The following is a 16,794-nucleotide window of genomic DNA, read 5'->3' on the forward strand; positions in this document are numbered from 1 at the left end:
ACGCTCGACTCGTTGGTGACCGAAGTCGCCGCCGAGTTGATGGGCGTCGACGCCACGACCATGGTGGCGGCGAGTGAACGCGTGCTGGCCAAACTGGTCGAGCATTTCGACGTCGACTTCAGCTATCTGCGTCATACCGAACGCGAACGCCGGGCCACCGTGCTGATCGCGGAATGGCCGCATCGCGCCGAGGTCCCCGACCCGGATCCGCTGAAGATCGTCTTCTTCGAGAACGCCGACTCGGTGTTCCGCGAACTCGAGCACGCCGTCGAGCCGATCATCGTTCGCCCCGACCAGCACACCGCCGACTATCAGGAGACGATTCGCCGCTCCTCCGGCATCCCGACCGTCGCGATGGCCGCGGTGCCGCTGATCTCGCGCGGCGAATCCACCGGAGTCCTCGGCTTCATCAAGCAGGGCGACCGGGATTGGAGCACCCGGGAACTCAACGTGCTCAAGGCGATCGCCGCGCTGTTCGCACAGGTGCAGGCGCGGGTGGTGGCCGAGGAGCGGCTGCGCTACATCGCGCTGCACGACGATCTGACCGGGCTGGCGAACCGGCGGGCGCTGCTCGAGCACATGGAGGAGCGCCTGCGCGCGGGCGCGCCCGGACCGGTGGCGGCACTGTTCCTGGACCTGGACCGGTTGAAGGCGCTCAACGATTTCCTCGGCCACACCGCCGGAGACAACTTCATTCGCACGCTGTCCTCGCGGCTGCGGGAGAACCTCGACGGGCAGGACATGATCGCCCGGCTGGGCGGCGACGAGTTCGTCATCGTGCCCGCGAAACCGATGGACGCCGTCGCCGCCGAGCTGGAGGCGACCCGGATCCAGCAGCTGATCGGGCGGCGCGTGACCGTCGGCGGCGAATCCGTCAGCCGCGGCGCGAGCGTCGGTGTGGCCGTGGGGATTCCCGGCGAGACCACCGTCGCCGACGTGCTGCGGCGCGCCGACCACGCGCTGCTGTCGGCGAAATCCGGTGGCGGCAACGGGGTCGCGGTGTTCACCGACGCCATGCGCGCCCAGTTCGAATTGCAGGACGACGTGGAGCTGAACCTGCGCGGCGCGGTGTCCGACGGGTCGCTGCTGCTGCATTTCCAGCCCGAGGTCGATCTGCGTACCGGGCGGATCGTGGCGCTGGAGGCGCTGGTCCGGTGGATGCATCCGACGCGCGGCCTGCTCCCGCCCGCCGCCTTCGTCACCGTCGCCGAGGCCACGAATCTCGCTGGCGAGCTGGGCCGCTGGGTGATCCGCTCGGCCTGCGCCCAGTTCGCCGAATGGCGCCGGCGCGGGCTCGCGTCCAATGTCGTCATGCGCATCAACGTCTCCCCGGTCCAGCTGGTCAGCCTGGATTTCGTGGAGCGCATCGAGGACATCCTGCGACTGTTCGGCATCGACGGCAGCTCGGTCTGCCTGGAGATCACCGAACACGTGGTGGTGCAGGACCTCGCCCGCACCCAGGTCACACTGCGCGGACTCAAGCGGATGGGCGTGCAGATCGCGATCGACGATTTCGGCACCGGCTACAGCTCGCTCTCACACCTGAAAGCGCTGCCGGTGGACGCGGTGAAGATCGATCGCGGCTTCGTCCAGCGGCTCGGGGCTAGCACCGACGACCTCGCCATCGTGAAATCCATTATCGGGCTGGCCGGTTCGTTCGGTCTCGGTGTGGTCGGTGAGGGCGTCGAAACCGCCGTCGCCGCCCGCACCCTGGTCGGCCTGGGTTGTTATCGCGCCCAGGGCTTCCTGATCGCCCGGCCGATGCCCGCCGACGAAGTCGAGGAGCACCTCGCGATCGGCCGGATACCCCTCGACCTGGAGCTTCCGCGCGCCGGGCGCGGCACCGCCCGCTGACTCGACACACCAACCTGGGCAAACGGTTCTTTTCCTCCTGTTCACCCCCCGTTGCGCAGTACGGCCCCCGCGAACACCAAATCCGTTGAACGATCGGGGAGTGCGCATAGTCCAACTCGCGAACTTCTACGGACCACGCTCCGGCGGGCTGCGCACCGCACTGCATCATCTCGGCGAGGGCTACAGCGCGGCGGGCCATGAGGTGGTCTTGATCGTTCCCGGTTCCCGGCGCACCGAGGAGATTCTGCCGAACGGAGTTCTGCGAATCACCCTGCCCGCCTTGCCGATTCCCTGGACCGGGGGTTATCGCGCCGCTGATCCGCGCCGCGTCGCGGACGTGCTGTCCGGGCTCCGGCCGGACGTCCTGGAGGTCTCGGACCGCCTCACACTGCGTGGGTTCGGCCGCTGGGCGCGCAAACGCGATGTGGCCGGTGTGATGATCTCGCACGAGCGCCTGGACCGCCTGCTCGGGCAGGTCATGCCTCGCTCCGCTGCCCGCCGGCTCGCCGACCTGGCCAATCGCCGCACTGCCGACGAATACGAAATCGTAGTTTGCACAACCGATTTCGCTCGGGCCGAGTTCGAGCGGATCGGTGCGCGCAACGTCGAACTGGTCCCGCTCGGAGTGGACCTGGAGTTGTTCAACCCGCACCGTCGCGACCGCCGGCTACGCGCCGATCTCGGCGTCCCCGGGCACCCCCTGCTGGTGCACTGCGGTCGCCTCTCGGTGGAGAAGCGGGTGGACCGCAGCATCGAGGCCATCGCCGAACTGCGCAGGTCGGGCTCGGAGGTGCGCCTGATCGTCGCCGGCGACGGGCCGCGCCGCGAAGCCCTGGAACGCCGCGCCCGGTCGATCCCCGCTTTATCCGGCGGGCCGCCCGCCGTACATTTCACCGGCTTCATCACCGAGCGCGCCATGGTCGCGAAACTGCTTGCCACCGCCGATATTTCCCTCGCGCCCGGGCCGCACGAAACCTTCGGTCTCGCCGCCCTCGAAGCTCTCGCCACGGGCACGCCGGTGGTAGCCAGCCGCTCCTCCGCCCTCGCGGACATCGTCACCCCGGCCTGCGGTGCCATCGCCGCCGACGACCCCGCCGCCTTCGCCGACGCGGTCACCGACGTCCTGGCGCTGCCCCCGATCCAGCGCCGGAAAGCCGCCCGCACCAGAGCCGAACAATTCACGTGGCCTCGCGCTGTCGACGGCATGCTCGCCGTCCTCGGCCGATAACGGAGGGGCGGGTGGCTGATCGGCCCGCGCTGTCGGCCAGGACCCCAAGATTGAGGGGTGTGGCAGGTGGTGAATCGGGCTTTGGGGGAGGCGTGGGGCAGTAGCCTCCCGGGAAAGTGAAACGGCTACGAGAACGGAGTCGCGGTGCGCAGGTTGGGGCAGCGGCGGGCGGGGCGGCGCGGGGTGCGGGGGGCGAAGACGCTGGTGACCGGTGCGGCGAGCGGGATCGGGCGGGCGACGGCGTTGGCCGCCGCCGCGGCGGGCGCCGAACTGGTGCTCACCGATATCAACGCGGCGGGACTGGCGGAGACGGTGGCGCTGATTCGAGCGGGCGGCGGGGTCGTCTCGGCCAGTCGCGCATTCGATATCACCGACTACGAGGCGGTCAAAGCGTTTGCCGACGAGGTGCACGCCGGGTCGGGCAGTCTCGACATCGTCATGAATGTCGCGGGGCATTCCATTTGGGGGACAGTGGAAAACCTGGAGCATCAGCATTGGCGGCGGATGGTCGAGGTCAATCTGATGGGGCCGATTCACGTGATCGAGAGTTTCGTGCCGGAGATGGTGCGGGCGGGCAAGGGCGGCGCGCTGGTGAACGTGTCCTCGGCGGCGGGGTTGATCGCGTTGCCGTGGCACGCGGCCTACAGCGCGGGCAAGTACGGGATCCGGGGTGTGTCCGAGGTACTCCGATTCGACCTGGAACCGCACGGTATTTCGGTGCATCTGGTCGCGCCCGGTGCGGTGAACACTCCGCTGGTGCGCTCCTTCGAGCTGGTCGGCATCGACAAGGAGGAGCCCCGGGTCGCCAGGCTCACCAAGGAATTCACCAAGCACGCGGTGGAACCGGAGCAGGTGGCGCAGGCGATTCTCCAAGGTATCGAACGTAATCGGTTCATCGTCTACACCTCGCCGGACATTCGCTTCGGCTACTGGTGGGCCCGGAAGTTCGCGCTCCCTTACGAATTCGTGATTCGCCGGATGAGCGCGCGGTTCACCCGGTTGCTGGCTGCTTCCCGGGCTGGCAGTTGACGGCGGGTTTCCCGGGCGGGCAGTTGATGTGGGTGTCGAGCACGACGGCGCCCGGCCCCTGCGCGCCGAGCTGATCGCGCTCGTTCACCAGTTTGCAGCTGCCCAGGGACAGGCAGCCGCAGCCGATGCAGCCGGTCAGGTTGTCGCGCAAGCGAGTCAGCTGGGTGATGCGGTCGTCGAGGTCGCTGCGCCAGGTGGTGGACAGCGTCTCCCAGTCGCGGCGGGTGGGCGTGCGGCCCTCGGGAAGTTTGTCCAGGGCCGCGCGAATTTCGCTGAGCGGTATGCCGACTCGCTGCGAGATGCGGATGAAGGCGACGCGCCGCAACGTTTCTCGCGCGTAGCGGCGCTGGTTGCCGCTGGTCCGGCGGCTGGTGATCAGGCCCTCGCGTTCATAGAAGTGCAACGCGGATACCGCGACTCCGCTACGCTCGGACAGCTGCCCGGGGGTCAGCTCCTTTGTTCGCCAATCGGCTGTCGTCATGCACGCTCCTCCATTCACCTAAACAATACTTCAGGTTAGGGTGGGCTGGTGCCGGAATCGGCGCAGCCGCCGTGAACCGCACGACATCCACGCGAATTCCGTGCTCAGCGGCCTCCGGAGAACTACGGTCGGACCATGGGAGCAGACGCACACTTACGGGGGGCGGGCCCACAGGGCGCACGGCTCGGCGTGACCTCCGAGGTTGGAACCCTGCGTACGGTGCTGCTGCACCGGCCGGGCGACGAACTGCGGCGGTTGACCCCGCGCAACAACGACCAGCTGCTGTTCGACGGCATCCCCTGGGTGGAGCGCGCGCAGCAGGAACACGACACATTCGCTGGAGTGTTGCGTGACCACGGGGTCGAGGTACTGCTGCTGTCGGATCTGCTCGCGGAAACCCTCGAGGTCAGCGGGGCGGCGCGGATCCAGGGCATCTCCTCGGCGGTGGACGCCCGCAAGCTCGGGCACCAGCTCGCCGACGAACTCGCGGCGTTCCTGCGCGGGGTCCCGGCCCGGGAGCTGGCCGACCTGCTGATGGCCGGCATGACCTTCGACGAGCTACCCTTCGGCCCGGACGCCGCCTCGCTGGTCCGCCGGATGCACCACGGCGGTGACTTCGTCATCACCCCGCTGCCGAACCTGCTCTTCACCCGGGACTCCTCGTTCTGGGTCGGGCCCCGGGTGGCGATCACCTCGCTGGCGCTGCCCGCCCGGATGCGCGAAACCTCGCTCACCGACCTGATTTACGCCTTCCACCCCCGCTTCCTGGGCGTGCGCCGGGCCTACGAATCGCACACCGCGCCGATCGAAGGCGGTGACGTGCTGCTGCTCGCGCCGGGCGTGGTGGCCGTCGGCGTCGGCGAACGCACCTCGCCGGCGGGCGCGGAAGCGCTGGCGCGCAGCCTGTTCGATGACGATCTCGCGCACACCGTGCTGGTGGTGCCGATCGCGCAGAACCGCGCCACCATGCACCTGGATACCGTCTGCACCATGGTCGACACCGATGCCGTGGTGATGTATCCCGCGGTGCGGGACACCTTGCAGGCGTTCACCATTCATCGCGAAGACGACGGCGGCGTCAGCATGCGTGGCCCCGACCCGTTCCTGCCCGCCGCGGCGGAGGCGATGAGCATCGGGAAGCTGCGGGTCATCGACACCGGGCTGGACGGCGTCACCGCCGAACGCGAGCAATGGGACGACGGCAACAACACCCTCGCCGTCGCGCCGGGTGTGGTGATCGCCTACGAACGCAACGAAATGACCAATGTGCGGCTCGCCGACGCGGGGATCGAGGTGCTCCGGATTCCCGGATCGGAGCTCGGATCCGGACGCGGTGGTCCACGCTGTATGTCCTGTCCACTATCCCGAGATGCCGTGTGAGCCCGCCATGTTCACTCTTTCGATCGATCATGATTCTTCGGTTCCCCCGTACGAGCAGCTACGGCTGGGGGTGTTGGCGCAGGTTCGCTCAGGCGAGCTGACCGCGGGCACCAAGATCCCGACGGTGCGGGCGCTGGCGGCACAGCTCGGGCTGGCGCCGAACACGGTGGCCCGCGCCTATCGCGAGCTGGAAGCGGACGGGGTGCTGGAAACCCGGGGCAGGCAGGGCTCGTTCATCGCGTCCTCGGGCGACCCGACCCGGGATGCCGCCGGACGTGCGGCGACCGACTTCGTGGCGGCCATCCGCAGGCTCGGCGTGGACGACGAAACCGCGCTGCGCTACATCACCTCGGCGCTGGAAGCCTAGCGCCAGCTCGGCAGCCAGAGATGGTCGTGCCAGTTGGTCGTGGTGATCGGCAGGGCCGTGAGAATCGGCCACAACCAGATGAAGTTCGCGATCACCAGCCCTAGATACAGGCAGACCGTGAGCAGCCCCAGGCTGCGCTGCTCGTTCGGCAGGAACCTGCCCGCCGGAGTGCGCGGAATCATCGAGCCCAGGCTGGAACGCACGAGTTCTCTTGCCTGGCCGAGGATATCGCCGAGGACCAGCGCCACGCCCATCATCAGGAACGGCGCGAGGGTGACCGCGTAGAAGTAGTACATCTGCCGGTCCAGGGTGAGGAACCAGGGCAGCAGGGCCGCGCCGTAGCCGACGAGTACCGCCGCGTAGCGCCAGTCCCGCCGCACGGCGGTGCGCCAGATCATCCAGCCGAGCACCGGGAACGCGATCCACCAGATGGCGGGCGTGCCGATCAGCATCACGGCTTTCACACACTGGGAGGCGCCGCAGCCTGTCACATTGGTGTCGGCGTAGTAGTAGAGCATCGGCCGCAGCCCCATCGGCCAGGTCCACGGCTTGGATTCCCAAGGATGATGGTTGCCGGCCGAGTTGGTCAGCTCGGTGTGGAATTCCAACGTCCGCGCGCTCCAGTACCACAGCGAGCGCATCGCCTCCGGGGCGATGTGTGACCAGAATCCCCCGGTCCCGATCGGGTCCTTGGACGCCATCGGATTGCCGACCGAGTAGCGGAAGACCCCGGTTTCGCTGGAGAACCACGCCCAGTAGGTGGCGAGGTACACCCCGAGCGGAATGAGAACGAGCGCGTACAGCGCGGGCCCGACATCGCGCACCGAGGTGCCGACCCAAGGCCGCCGCACCCCGTAGGCCCGGCGCGCTGCCACATCGAAGAACACGCTGAGCAGGCCGAACGCCATGATGAAATACATACCGGACCACTTGGTGCCGCAGGCCAGTCCGAGCAGCACCCCCGCGCCGAAACGCCACCATCGCACGCCTAGTCGCGGTCCCCACTCGCTCGCGCCGATGCGGCCCTGTAGATCCACCAGCGCCATGCGTCTACGCACGTCGTCGCGGTCGACGATGAGGCAGCCGAAGGCCGCGGTCACGAACAGCGCCATGAAGATGTCGAGCATGCCGATGCGCGAGGACACGAACAGCACACCGTCGGCGATTGCCAGAATGCCCGCGATCGCGCCGATCAGCGTGGAGCGGGACAGGCGGCGCACGATGCGGATGATCAGCAGGACCAGGATCGTGCCCGCGAGCGCCGCGGTGAAGCGCCAGCCCCACCCGTTGTAGCCGAACATCCACTCGCCGATGGCGATCATCTGCTTGCCGACCGGCGGATGCACCACCAGCCCGTAGCCCGGGTTGTCCTCGACGCCACCGCCGGTCAGCATCTGCCAGGCCTGCGGCGCGTAGTGCTTCTCGTCGAAGACCGGCGTCCCCGCGTCGGTCGGATAGTTCAGCATGGTGAACCGCGTCACCGCCGCGATCACCGTCAGGAACGCGGTAACCAGCCAGCCGCGCACGGTATCGGTCGGCCCGAAATCCGGCGACGGCCGCAACGGCGCGGGACTCGACCACGAAGGCACGATCCCGAACGGTGCGGTCGCGCGGGAGGTCACCTGGGTCACGCCCCGATGTTATGCGGTCCGGCGGACAAGGTCGCGCACCGGCAACCGCGCCGCCGCCGCGATCCGCAACGACCTGGCAGTTCGCCAGGATCATCCGGAACTGGTGGCGGGGAGCCATCGCGCGATGCCACCGCAGCTATCGGATGATCTTGTGGACGGTGGGGTCTGGCGAGGCGGCGATTGGGGGCGAGGGAGGTTTGGGGTGGCCTACTAGGCTCGAGGGCGGTTCGGTGGGTGCCGGAGGCAATGGTTCAGACGGGAGCGCGGTGGCGGAGGATTCGACGGCAGTGGGCCGGCTGGTGCTGGCGGCGACGCCGATGGGGGACATCGGGGACGCATCGCAGCGGCTGAAGGACGCGCTGGGGTCGGCCGATGTCGTCGCGGCGGAGGACACGCGTCGGACCAAGTCGCTGGCGAAGGCGCTCGCGGTGGAGATCACCGGGCGGGTAGTGAGTTTCTACGACCATGTGGAGGCGGCGCGTATTCCGGCGTTGCTGGCCGATATCGAGGCCGGGCGCACCGTGCTGCTGGTGACCGACGCCGGGATGCCGTCGGTGAGTGATCCCGGGTACCGGTTGGTCGCCGCGTGTGTGGAGTTGGATCTGCCGGTCACCTGCCTGCCCGGGCCGTCGGCGGTGACCACTGCGCTGGCGTTGTCCGGGCTTCCGGTCGAGCGATTCTGCTTCGATGGCTTCTCGCCGCGCAAGGGCGGCCAGCGCCGGGAGTGGTTGCGCACCTTGGCCACCGAGTCCCGGGCTTGCGTCTTCTTCGAAGCTCCGCACCGTCTGGCCGACTGCCTCGCCGACGCGGTCGAGGTGCTCGGACCGGATCGCCGCGCCGCCGTCTGCCGCGAACTCACCAAGACCTACGAAGAGGTGAAACGCGGCACCCTCGCCGAACTCGCGGCCTGGGCCGTCGAGGGTGCGCGCGGTGAGATCACCGTCGTGCTGGAGGGAGCGCAGCCGAAATCCGCAGATCCCGCCGATCTGGTCGAGGAGGTGGAATCCCTGACCGCCGAGGGCATTCGCCTCAAGGACGCTTGTGCCCAGGTGGCCGGCGAATACAACGCCTCCCGTCGCGAGCTGTACGACGCAGTCCTCGCCGCCCGCCGCGACGGCGAGCACTAGCTGGGCGGTGTGCTGTCCGGTAATTCACTCCAGCGTTTCCCGGCTGGTCCTGGCCGCCGGGCGTCGCGGGCAGGGATGATCGGAGGATGACCTCTCTGGAAAGCAAGGCCAAGGCGTTTCTCGCGCTGCATCGTCCCGGGGATCCGGCGGTGCTGCCGACCGTGTGGGACGCGTGGTCGGCGGAACTGGCTGTCGCCGCTGGGTTTTCGGCGCTGACGATCGGCAGTCACCCGCTGGCGGAGTCGATCGGGCGGAAAGACGCCGAGAACATGACCTTCGCCGAGTCGCTCACCCGCGTCCGCCAGATCACCGAAGCGGTGGACGTCCCGATTTCCCTCGACATCGAATCCGGCTACGGCCTCGAACCCGCCCAGCTCATCGAAGGACTGCTTGGCGCGGGCGCGATCGGCCTGAACATCGAGGACACGGTGCACAGCGAAGGCGGCCGCCTGCGCGGGGCCGAGGAGCACGCCACCTTCGTCAACGAACTGCGCCGCTACGCCGACGCCGCGAGCGTGCACGTCGTGGTGAACGCTCGCACCGACCTCTTCCTCCGCCAGGACGGCGACGAAGCCGACCGCGTCGACCGCGCCATCGCCCGCCTGAAGCTCGCCGCCGCAGCGGGCGCGGACGTCCTCTATCCGGTCGGCCGCCACTCCAGCGAAGACCTCCGCCGCCTCACCACCGAACTTCCGTTGCCCGTCAACGCGATCGGCATCCCAGGACAACCGGCCAAGGCCTACTTCGCCGAGCACGGCGTAGCCCGCGTCAGCTTCGGCCCGTACCTCCAGTACGCCCTCGCCGAGGAAGCCAAGCGTCTCTTGGAGGGCTGGAAGTAGGCCCGCAGCTGCGCCGGTCTAGCGCTCGAGGGCTCGATACCTCTTGAGCAGGGCTGTGATTCGGGCGTAGTCGCCGTCGCCGTTGAGCTCGGTCAAGAGGTCGTCGGGGCACAGCTCGTAGAGCTCACCCCAGTACCGCTGCCTGCGGTTGTCCCAGATGCGATAGCCACCTGGGACGCCGCGGGCTACGTAGCGTCTTCTAGCGATGTTCCCCCCAAGTGCCGCTTACTCTTTCGGTTCCACGTAGCGCGGGTAGACCGGCTCCGGGGCGGGCAGCGGGACGCCCGCTACCAGCGGGGTGCCGATGTCGGCGAAGGTGCGGTTCTGCTGCGCGAGCAGGTCGAGGATCTTCGCGGCGGAGCCGGGCAGGACCGGCTGCACCAGGAGGGCGACGATGCGGACCACCTCGAGGGTGACGTAGAGGACGGTGGCCATGCGGGCCAGGTCCTCGGGCGTGCCGGACTTGCGCAGCGCCCAGGGGGCCTGGGCGGAGAAGTAGCGGTTGGTCTCGGCGAGCACCTTCCAGATGGTGTCCAGGGCCAGATGCATCTGCTGGGCGTCGTATTCGGCGCGCACCTTCGTCAGCAGCGCGTTGGCCTGGTCCAGCAGGGCGCGGTCCTCGGCGGTGAACTCGCCGGGGGTCGGCACCTTGGCCTCGCAGTTCTTGTTGACCATGGTGAGGCTGCGCTGCACCAGGTTGCCGAACTCGTTCGCCAGGTCGGCATTGATGCGCGACACGATGGCCTCGTGGCTGTAGCTGCCGTCCTGGCCGTAGGAGATCTCCCGGAGCAGGAAGTAGCGCACCGCGTCCAGGCCGTACTCGGCGACCAGTTCCAGCGGGTCGACGACATTGCCGACCGACTTCGACATCTTCTCGCCCTTGTTGTACAGGAACCCGTGCACGAACACGCGCTTCGGCAGTTCGATGCCGGCCGACATCAGGAACGCCGGCCAGTACACCGTGTGGAAGCGGGTGATGTCCTTGCCGATGATGTGCAGATCGGCGGGCCAGAACCGCTGGAACGCCGCCGAATCCGTGTCCGGGAAGCCGACACCGGTGATGTAGTTGGTGAGCGCGTCGACCCACACGTACATCACGTGATCGGGATGCTCCGGAACCGGCACACCCCAGTCGAAGGTGGTGCGCGAGATCGACAGATCCTTCAGACCCGCCTTCACGTAACTCGCCATTTCGTTGCGAGCCGTTGCGGGCGCGATGAATTCGGGGTGCTCCTCGTAGAGCGCGAGCAGCTTGTCCTGGTAGGCCGAGAGCCGGAAGAAGTAGTTCGACTCCTCGGTCCATTCCACCGGCGTCTTGGTTTCGGTGGAGATGCGGCTGCCGTCTTCCAGCAGCGTGGTCTCCTCGTCGGTGTAGAACGCTTCGTCGCGCACCGAATACCAGCCGGAGTAATTGCCCAGGTAGATATCGCCGTTGGCGAGCATCCGCTCCCAGATCGCGACACACGCGGCCTGATGGTCCGCGTCGGTGGTGCGGATGAACCGGTCCTGGGAGACATCGAGCGTCTTGTCCAGCGCTTCGAATACGTCGGAATTGCGCGCCGCCAGTTCCTCGACCGGCACGCCTTCGGCGACCGCGGCCTGTTGCATTTTCTGGCCGTGCTCGTCGGTACCCGTCATGAAGAAGACGTCGTACCCGTCGAGCCGCTTGAACCGGGCGATGGCGTCCGCGGAGATGTACTCGTAGGCATGCCCGATATGCGGCGCACCGTTCGGGTAGGCGATGGCCGTGGTGACATAGAAGGCGGGACGGTCAGCTGCGCTCATGGTGTGTCTACTGTAATGCGCGTGCTAATCGACGCTCACGTGAATATCCCCGTAGCCCAGGTGCGGGTATGAGCGGCAAACGGCCCGCACCGGATTTGCCGGAACCGCTCGCGCCGCTCGTCGACGCGCACACCCATCTCGACGCGTGCGGCGCGACCGACGCCGAGTCGATGAAGGTGATCGTCGATCGTGCGAACTCCGTGGGCGTCGGAACGATCGTGACCGTCGCCGACGACTTGAAAGCCGCGCAGTGGGCGGTCCGGGCCGCGCACTGGGATTACCGCGTCTACGCCGCCGTCGCGTTGCACCCCACCCGCGCGAACGCGCTCGACGACGCCGCGAAGGCGGAGTTGGAACGCCTGGCCGCCGATCCGCGCGTAGTCGCCATCGGCGAAACCGGCCTGGACTACTACTGGCCCGGCAAGCTCGACGGCTGCGCCGATATCGAAACGCAGATCGAGGGTTTCCGCTGGCATATCGATCTCGCGAAGCGGCTGGGCAAACCGCTGATGATCCACAATCGCGAGGCCGACCATGATTTGCTGGCCGTCCTGCTGGACGAGGGCGCGCCGGAAAAGGTGATCTTCCACTGCTTCTCGTCCGACACCGCTATGGCGCTGTCCTGTGTGGCCGAGGGCTACCTGCTGAGTTTCTCGGGCACGGTCAGTTTCAAGAACGCGCACGAATTGCGGGAAGCGGCCAAGGTGGTGCCGGACGAAGCGATTCTGGTGGAGACCGACGCCCCGTACCTGACGCCGCATCCGTTCCGCGGCGCTCCGAACGAGTCGTACTGCCTTCCGTACACCGTGCGGGCTCTCGCCGAGCTACGCGAACAGGACCCGCTGGAGCTGGCGAAGATCAGCACGGCCAACGCCCGGCGGGTGTACGGGATCTAGATCGTCGGCGATCCGGCCAATGGTGTTACCCCGCAAGGGGACTTGATTCCAGGATTGTGGTATACATCACTATCCTGGCCACGTTTCGTGATTTACCTGCGGCTGCGAGATTTGATCGTGATATTCAAAGCCGCAGTTACGCGCCCTGCGGTTGTCCACCCCCACTCCCCTCGTTATCGTCCTGTGACCATGTATCACTTAACGCGGATCAACCAGTCCCGCTCGCCGCTGCTGTACGCAGCGGTCGCAGCGTTGCTGATGACGTTGATCGTCGGGTCCGCGATGGCGATCGTGAATCGCAAGCACGTGACGATCATCGTCGACGGCGCCCAGTCCATCCAGCCGACCATGTCCCGCAATGTCGCGGGCGTGCTGCGCGCCGCCGGGTTCGATGTCACCGATCGCGATCTGGTCCGCCCCGGCTTGGCCGCCAGCGTCGCCGACGGCGCCACCATCGTGTTCAACCGGGCCCGCCAGGTCACGCTGACCGTCGACGGTAAGCCGCAGCAGGTGTGGACCACCGGCCTCACCGCGGGCGAGGCGCTGGAGCAGCTGAAGATCCCCGGCGACCGCTTCGTCGCCCCGGCCCGCACGGCGCCGCTGCCGCTGGCCGGCGCGACGTTGCAGGTTGCCAGCCCCCGCCCGGTATCGCTGCTGGACGGCATCGGCAATTTCGTGGACGTCCGCATCGCCGGGCGCACCGTCGGGGAAGCGCTTGCCACGGCGGGCGTTCCGCTGATCGAGCAGGACAGCGTCGAGCCCGCCGCCGAGACTCCGCTCAGCGACGGCCTGCGCATCACGGTCACCCGGAAGCGGGTCGAGAACCTGACCGAGACGCTGCCGCTGGATCCGCCGGAGAACGTCATCGAAGACGTCACCTTGAACATGAGCCGCACCGTGGTGGAGAACAAGGGCGTCCCCGGCGTGCACGACGTCACCTTCGCGGTCACCAAGGTCAACGGCGAGGAGGTCGACCGAAAGCCGATCTCGTCCAATGTCACGGTGCCCGCGCAGCCGAAGACGGTGCGCAAGGGGGCCAAGCCCGGCACCGAGGTGCCGCCGGTGAAGGACGGCACGGTCTGGGACGCGCTGGCCCGCTGTGAGGCGACCGGGAACTGGTCGATCAATACCGGCAACGGGTACTACGGCGGTCTGCAATTCGATCAGAGCACCTGGGAACGCCAGGGCGGTCTGAAGTACGCGCCGCGTGCCGACCTCGCCACGCGTGAGGAGCAGATCGCGATCGGGGAAGTCACTCGGGCGCGGCAGGGTTGGGGCGCTTGGCCGGCCTGCACCAGTCGCCTGGGCATGTAAACCCGTCGAATAACACTGCGGCAGTGGGCATTTGCCCGATTTGCGGGCGCTGAACTGTGCGGAGCTTTAGGAAACCCTGTGGGTTCTCTAAATAGCCCGGAAATAACCCGAACTCAACTGTACGCTCGTCCAGGTTTTGCTAATTGGTCGGGTGTAGAGGGGTTTTGGATGCGAACAGTTGCCGGTTGGAAGCGCGGGATCGCGGTTGCCGCCATGTCTGCCAGCGCCGCGTTGCTGGTGAATGTGGCTCCCGCACACGCGGAGACGCCGGGCGCGGTGATCTCGGTGACCGCGCAGCCCGGCGGCTGGCGCGGCATGCCCGCCGGCACCGTCAGCGAGGTCTTCGACTATTGGATGACCGGATCCGACGGCACCCCGCAACCCGCCAGCGGCGCGGTCTTCGTCCCGGCGGGCACGCCGCCGCCGGGCGGCTGGCCGATCATGGCCTACGACCACGGCACCAGCGGGCTCGGCCAAGGCTGCGGCGGGCAATCGAATCCGCGCAGCGCCCGCGAGGACGCGATCATCCAGCGCATGGTCAACCAGGGCTTCGCCGTCGTCGCCCCCGACTACCTCGGCCTCGGCAACTTCGACACCGGCCCGCACCCCTACCTGGAGCAGCGCACCGAAGCCACCGCCACCCTCGACCTGCTCCGCGCCGCCCGCGCCACCCATCCCGAACTCTCCGCGACCTGGGGTGTGATCGGCTTCTCCCAGGGCGGCCAAGCCGCTCTCGGCACCGGCCACCTGCAAGCCACCTACGCTCCCGAACTGGACTTCCGCGGCACCATCGCGGTCGACCCGGAATCGGATGTGGAGAAGGTGCTGCCGCTGGCCGGTCCCGCCATTCCCCGAGTCGAAGGCACCGACGGCGTCCTCGGCTTCTACGTCGCCATCCTCGCCGGCCTGCGCCAGGCCCGCCCCGATGTCGACGTCGACAGCTACCTGACCCCGCTGGGCAAGTCGGTCCTCGACGACGCGGGCACGCAATGTTTCGGCGACATCTACGCCCGCGTCCAGGGCCTCAGCATCGGCGAACTCATGGCCAAGCCGCTCGCCGACGACCGCATCCGCACCGCCCTCAACGACTACATGACCGTCCCCACCGCCGGTTACGACGCCCCGATCCTGCTGCTGATCAACGTCACCGACAAAACCGTGCCCTCCCCGCTGCACGGCGCCCTCGTCGCCCAGCTCGCCGCCAACGGCGAGAACTTCCACACCATCACCGGCACCGGCCAGCACTGCGAACTGAACCCCGCCATGCTCGCCGGCATCGACGCCTTCCTCGCCGGCATCAAGGCCACCCCCGCCCAGGCCTGAGCCGACCCCCGAACCCGCCGGGATGAGACTCCCCGTCTTCCCGGCGCGCTGAGGCCGGGACCCAACGCACCGTGGGTCCCGGCCGAAAGCATGCCCGGGGCACGGACCCGCACGTTGGCATGGCGGGGTTGACGGCAAGCGCTGGTGGCGGTGCCCGGTGGGCGCGGCAATGTGTCGTGAGCTTGCTGGGCGGTAACGGGGGCGTCTTGAACTGCGATTTCGCAGGTAGCGGGGTTGTGGAAGGACAGGCGATGAACTTCGTTAACGGGATTTCGAACGCGGCTTATCAGTTCATGATCGGGGCGCCGGAGCATGTGTGGATGGGGTGGCTGTTGTACGCGTTCGGGCTGTAGGAAAGTGCGCGCCGCGCTCTCCGTGGGATCCGGTGGGTGCGGCGTCTTGCTGCCTGGGCGGTTGCGCAGGGCGGAGATGCGGGGTTGGTAGGTTCTACTGGTGTCCGAATCTGATGTTTCCGCTCGTGGGAGCGCCGCGCTGCTGGGTCCCGCCGAGGTGCGCACGCTGGCCGAGCGGTTCGGCGTTCGGCCGACCAAACAGCTCGGGCAGAACTTCGTGCACGACGGGAACACGGTGCGGCGGATCGTTTCGGCCGCCGGGGTCGGGCGCGCGGACATTGTGCTGGAGGTCGGCCCCGGACTCGGGTCGCTGACGCTGGCTCTGCTCGACGTGGTCGATTCGGTGGTCGCGGTCGAGATCGATCCGGTGCTCGCCAAGCACCTCCCGGTGACTGTCGCGGACCGCGCGCCCGAGTTGGTCGATCGGTTGCAGGTCGTCGAGGCCGACGCGCTGCGGGTCACCGCCGCCGAGCTGCCCGCCATGCCGACCGCCCTGGTCGCGAACCTGCCTTACAACGTCGCGGTCCCGGTGCTGCTGCACCTACTCGCCGAATTGCCCAGCATCACCACCTCTTTGGTGATGGTCCAAGCCGAGGTCGCCGACCGCCTGGCCGCCGAACCGGGCGGCCGCATCTACGGCGTACCCAGCGTGAAGGCGGGCTTCTTCGGCGAGGTCCGCCGCGCGGGCCACGTCGGCACCCAGGTCTTCTGGCCGGTCCCACGCGTCGAATCCGGCCTGGTGCGCATCGAGCGCTACGCCGAACCCCCGTGGCCGACCGACGAAGCCCACCGCCGCCGCGTCTTCGAAGTCGTCGACGCCGCCTTCGCCCAGCGCCGCAAAACCCTCCGCGCCGCCCTCGCCTCCTGGGCAGGCTCACCTGCCGAAGCCGAACGCCGCCTGGTCGCCGCCGGCATCGACCCCACCGCCCGCGGCGAAACCCTCGACACTGCCGCCTACGTCCGCCTGGCCGCCCAAGCCTGACGCCCCTCGTCATCTCGGCAGGGTCTCGCTGGGACATGTTGTGTCGTAACGAGTGCGTGCGGCCGCACAGGCCGCATGGTCACCACACAGCGGTAACCGCGCAGGTGAAGTCACTCGCAGTGCTGTAACCAGCTCCACCACAGCGCACTTCGACCAGGCGCAGCCTCACCTCGGAGTCGTCTGACCCGGTGAAAGCGCTCCGGAA

At 68.0% G+C, this 16,794-nt stretch carries 13 protein-coding genes and 1 pseudogene; 11 read left to right on the forward strand and 3 right to left on the reverse strand.

Annotated elements, in window-relative coordinates:
* Window positions 1-15 precede the first annotated feature (15 nt).
* The 3 genes from AB0M14_RS21835 (at window position 16) to AB0M14_RS21845 (ending at window position 4,111) form a co-directional block, all read left to right on the forward strand.
* Entirely contained in the window at window positions 16-1,854 is a 1,839-nt protein-coding gene (locus tag AB0M14_RS21835; protein WP_364999002.1) for an EAL domain-containing protein, read from the forward strand.
* Window positions 1,855-1,954: 100 nt separating this feature from the next.
* Complete coding sequence (locus AB0M14_RS21840) at window positions 1,955-3,082, forward strand: glycosyltransferase (protein WP_364997690.1); 1,128 nt, start codon at window positions 1,955-1,957, stop codon at window positions 3,080-3,082.
* A gap of 144 nt (window positions 3,083-3,226) precedes the next feature.
* The gene (locus AB0M14_RS21845) at window positions 3,227-4,111 is read left to right on the forward strand and encodes an SDR family oxidoreductase (protein WP_364997692.1); all 885 of its coding nucleotides are present in this window, start codon (window positions 3,227-3,229) and stop codon (window positions 4,109-4,111) included.
* Here AB0M14_RS21845 and soxR read toward each other — a convergent pair.
* Window positions 4,074-4,592 carry a redox-sensitive transcriptional activator SoxR gene (gene soxR / locus AB0M14_RS21850; protein ID WP_364997694.1) on the reverse strand — a complete coding sequence of 173 codons (519 nt, stop codon included), beginning with the start codon at window positions 4,590-4,592 and terminating at the stop codon, window positions 4,074-4,076. The genes AB0M14_RS21845 and soxR overlap by 38 nt on opposite strands.
* 135 nt (window positions 4,593-4,727) lie before the next feature.
* On the opposite strand from soxR, the gene arcA reads away from it, so the two are divergent.
* Window positions 4,728-5,972, forward strand: coding sequence for an arginine deiminase (arcA, locus tag AB0M14_RS21855; protein ID WP_364997696.1), 1,245 nt, complete (start codon window positions 4,728-4,730; stop codon window positions 5,970-5,972).
* A 7-nt stretch (window positions 5,973-5,979) separates the two neighbouring features.
* Window positions 5,980-6,339, forward strand: coding sequence for a GntR family transcriptional regulator (locus AB0M14_RS21860; RefSeq protein ID WP_364997698.1), 360 nt, complete (start codon window positions 5,980-5,982; stop codon window positions 6,337-6,339).
* Here AB0M14_RS21860 and AB0M14_RS21865 read toward each other — a convergent pair.
* Window positions 6,336-7,970 carry a phospholipid carrier-dependent glycosyltransferase gene (locus AB0M14_RS21865; protein ID WP_364997700.1) on the reverse strand — a complete coding sequence of 545 codons (1,635 nt, stop codon included), beginning with the start codon at window positions 7,968-7,970 and terminating at the stop codon, window positions 6,336-6,338. The two genes, AB0M14_RS21860 and AB0M14_RS21865, sit on opposite strands and share 4 nt — an antisense overlap.
* Before the next feature lie 266 nt (window positions 7,971-8,236).
* Between AB0M14_RS21865 and rsmI the strand changes: the two genes are divergently transcribed.
* A complete protein-coding gene (gene rsmI, locus AB0M14_RS21870) occupies window positions 8,237-9,097 on the forward strand; it encodes a 16S rRNA (cytidine(1402)-2'-O)-methyltransferase (RefSeq protein WP_364997702.1) in 861 nt (286 codons plus the stop codon).
* An 86-nt stretch (window positions 9,098-9,183) separates the two neighbouring features.
* Complete coding sequence (locus AB0M14_RS21875) at window positions 9,184-9,936, forward strand: isocitrate lyase/phosphoenolpyruvate mutase family protein (RefSeq protein ID WP_364997704.1); 753 nt, start codon at window positions 9,184-9,186, stop codon at window positions 9,934-9,936.
* A gap of 225 nt (window positions 9,937-10,161) precedes the next feature.
* Here the strand turns inward: AB0M14_RS21875 and metG are convergent.
* Window positions 10,162-11,724 (reverse strand): annotated as a pseudogene (metG, locus tag AB0M14_RS21880) (methionine--tRNA ligase); the annotation flags it as partial.
* 65 nt (window positions 11,725-11,789) lie between these two features.
* On the opposite strand from metG, the gene AB0M14_RS21885 reads away from it, so the two are divergent.
* The 4 genes from AB0M14_RS21885 (at window position 11,790) to rsmA (ending at window position 16,589) form a co-directional block, all read left to right on the forward strand.
* Entirely contained in the window at window positions 11,790-12,617 is an 828-nt protein-coding gene (locus AB0M14_RS21885) for a TatD family hydrolase (RefSeq protein WP_364997706.1), read from the forward strand.
* Window positions 12,618-12,806: 189 nt separating this feature from the next.
* On the forward strand, window positions 12,807-13,931 hold the full coding sequence (locus tag AB0M14_RS21890) for a transglycosylase family protein (RefSeq protein WP_364997708.1): 1,125 nt from the start codon (window positions 12,807-12,809) through the stop codon (window positions 13,929-13,931).
* A 213-nt stretch (window positions 13,932-14,144) separates the two neighbouring features.
* Window positions 14,145-15,254 (forward strand): alpha/beta fold hydrolase, encoded by a 1,110-nt coding sequence (locus AB0M14_RS21895; protein ID WP_364997710.1) that lies wholly within the window; start codon window positions 14,145-14,147, stop codon window positions 15,252-15,254.
* Window positions 15,255-15,707: 453 nt separating this feature from the next.
* Window positions 15,708-16,589: a 16S rRNA (adenine(1518)-N(6)/adenine(1519)-N(6))-dimethyltransferase RsmA gene (gene rsmA, locus AB0M14_RS21900; protein ID WP_364997711.1), complete on the forward strand. Its 882-nt coding sequence runs from the start codon at window positions 15,708-15,710 to the stop codon at window positions 16,587-16,589.
* Window positions 16,590-16,794: the final 205 nt, after the last annotated feature.

Source organism: Nocardia sp. NPDC051832 (assembly GCF_040681285.1).
Taxonomy (GTDB): Bacteria; Actinomycetota; Actinomycetes; order Mycobacteriales; family Mycobacteriaceae; genus Nocardia.

Coding starts and splice junctions, on each gene's coding strand:
- soxR (WP_364997694.1), bottom strand. CDS start 4,592: ATGACGACAGCCGATTGGCGAACAAAGGAGCTGACCCCCGGGCAGCTG.
- arcA (WP_364997696.1), top strand. CDS start 4,728: ATGGGAGCAGACGCACACTTACGGGGGGCGGGCCCACAGGGCGCACGG.
- AB0M14_RS21860 (WP_364997698.1), top strand. CDS start 5,980: ATGTTCACTCTTTCGATCGATCATGATTCTTCGGTTCCCCCGTACGAG.
- AB0M14_RS21875 (WP_364997704.1), top strand. CDS start 9,184: ATGACCTCTCTGGAAAGCAAGGCCAAGGCGTTTCTCGCGCTGCATCGT.
- AB0M14_RS21885 (WP_364997706.1), top strand. CDS start 11,790: ATGAGCGGCAAACGGCCCGCACCGGATTTGCCGGAACCGCTCGCGCCG.
- AB0M14_RS21890 (WP_364997708.1), top strand. CDS start 12,807: ATGTATCACTTAACGCGGATCAACCAGTCCCGCTCGCCGCTGCTGTAC.
- AB0M14_RS21895 (WP_364997710.1), top strand. CDS start 14,145: ATGTCTGCCAGCGCCGCGTTGCTGGTGAATGTGGCTCCCGCACACGCG.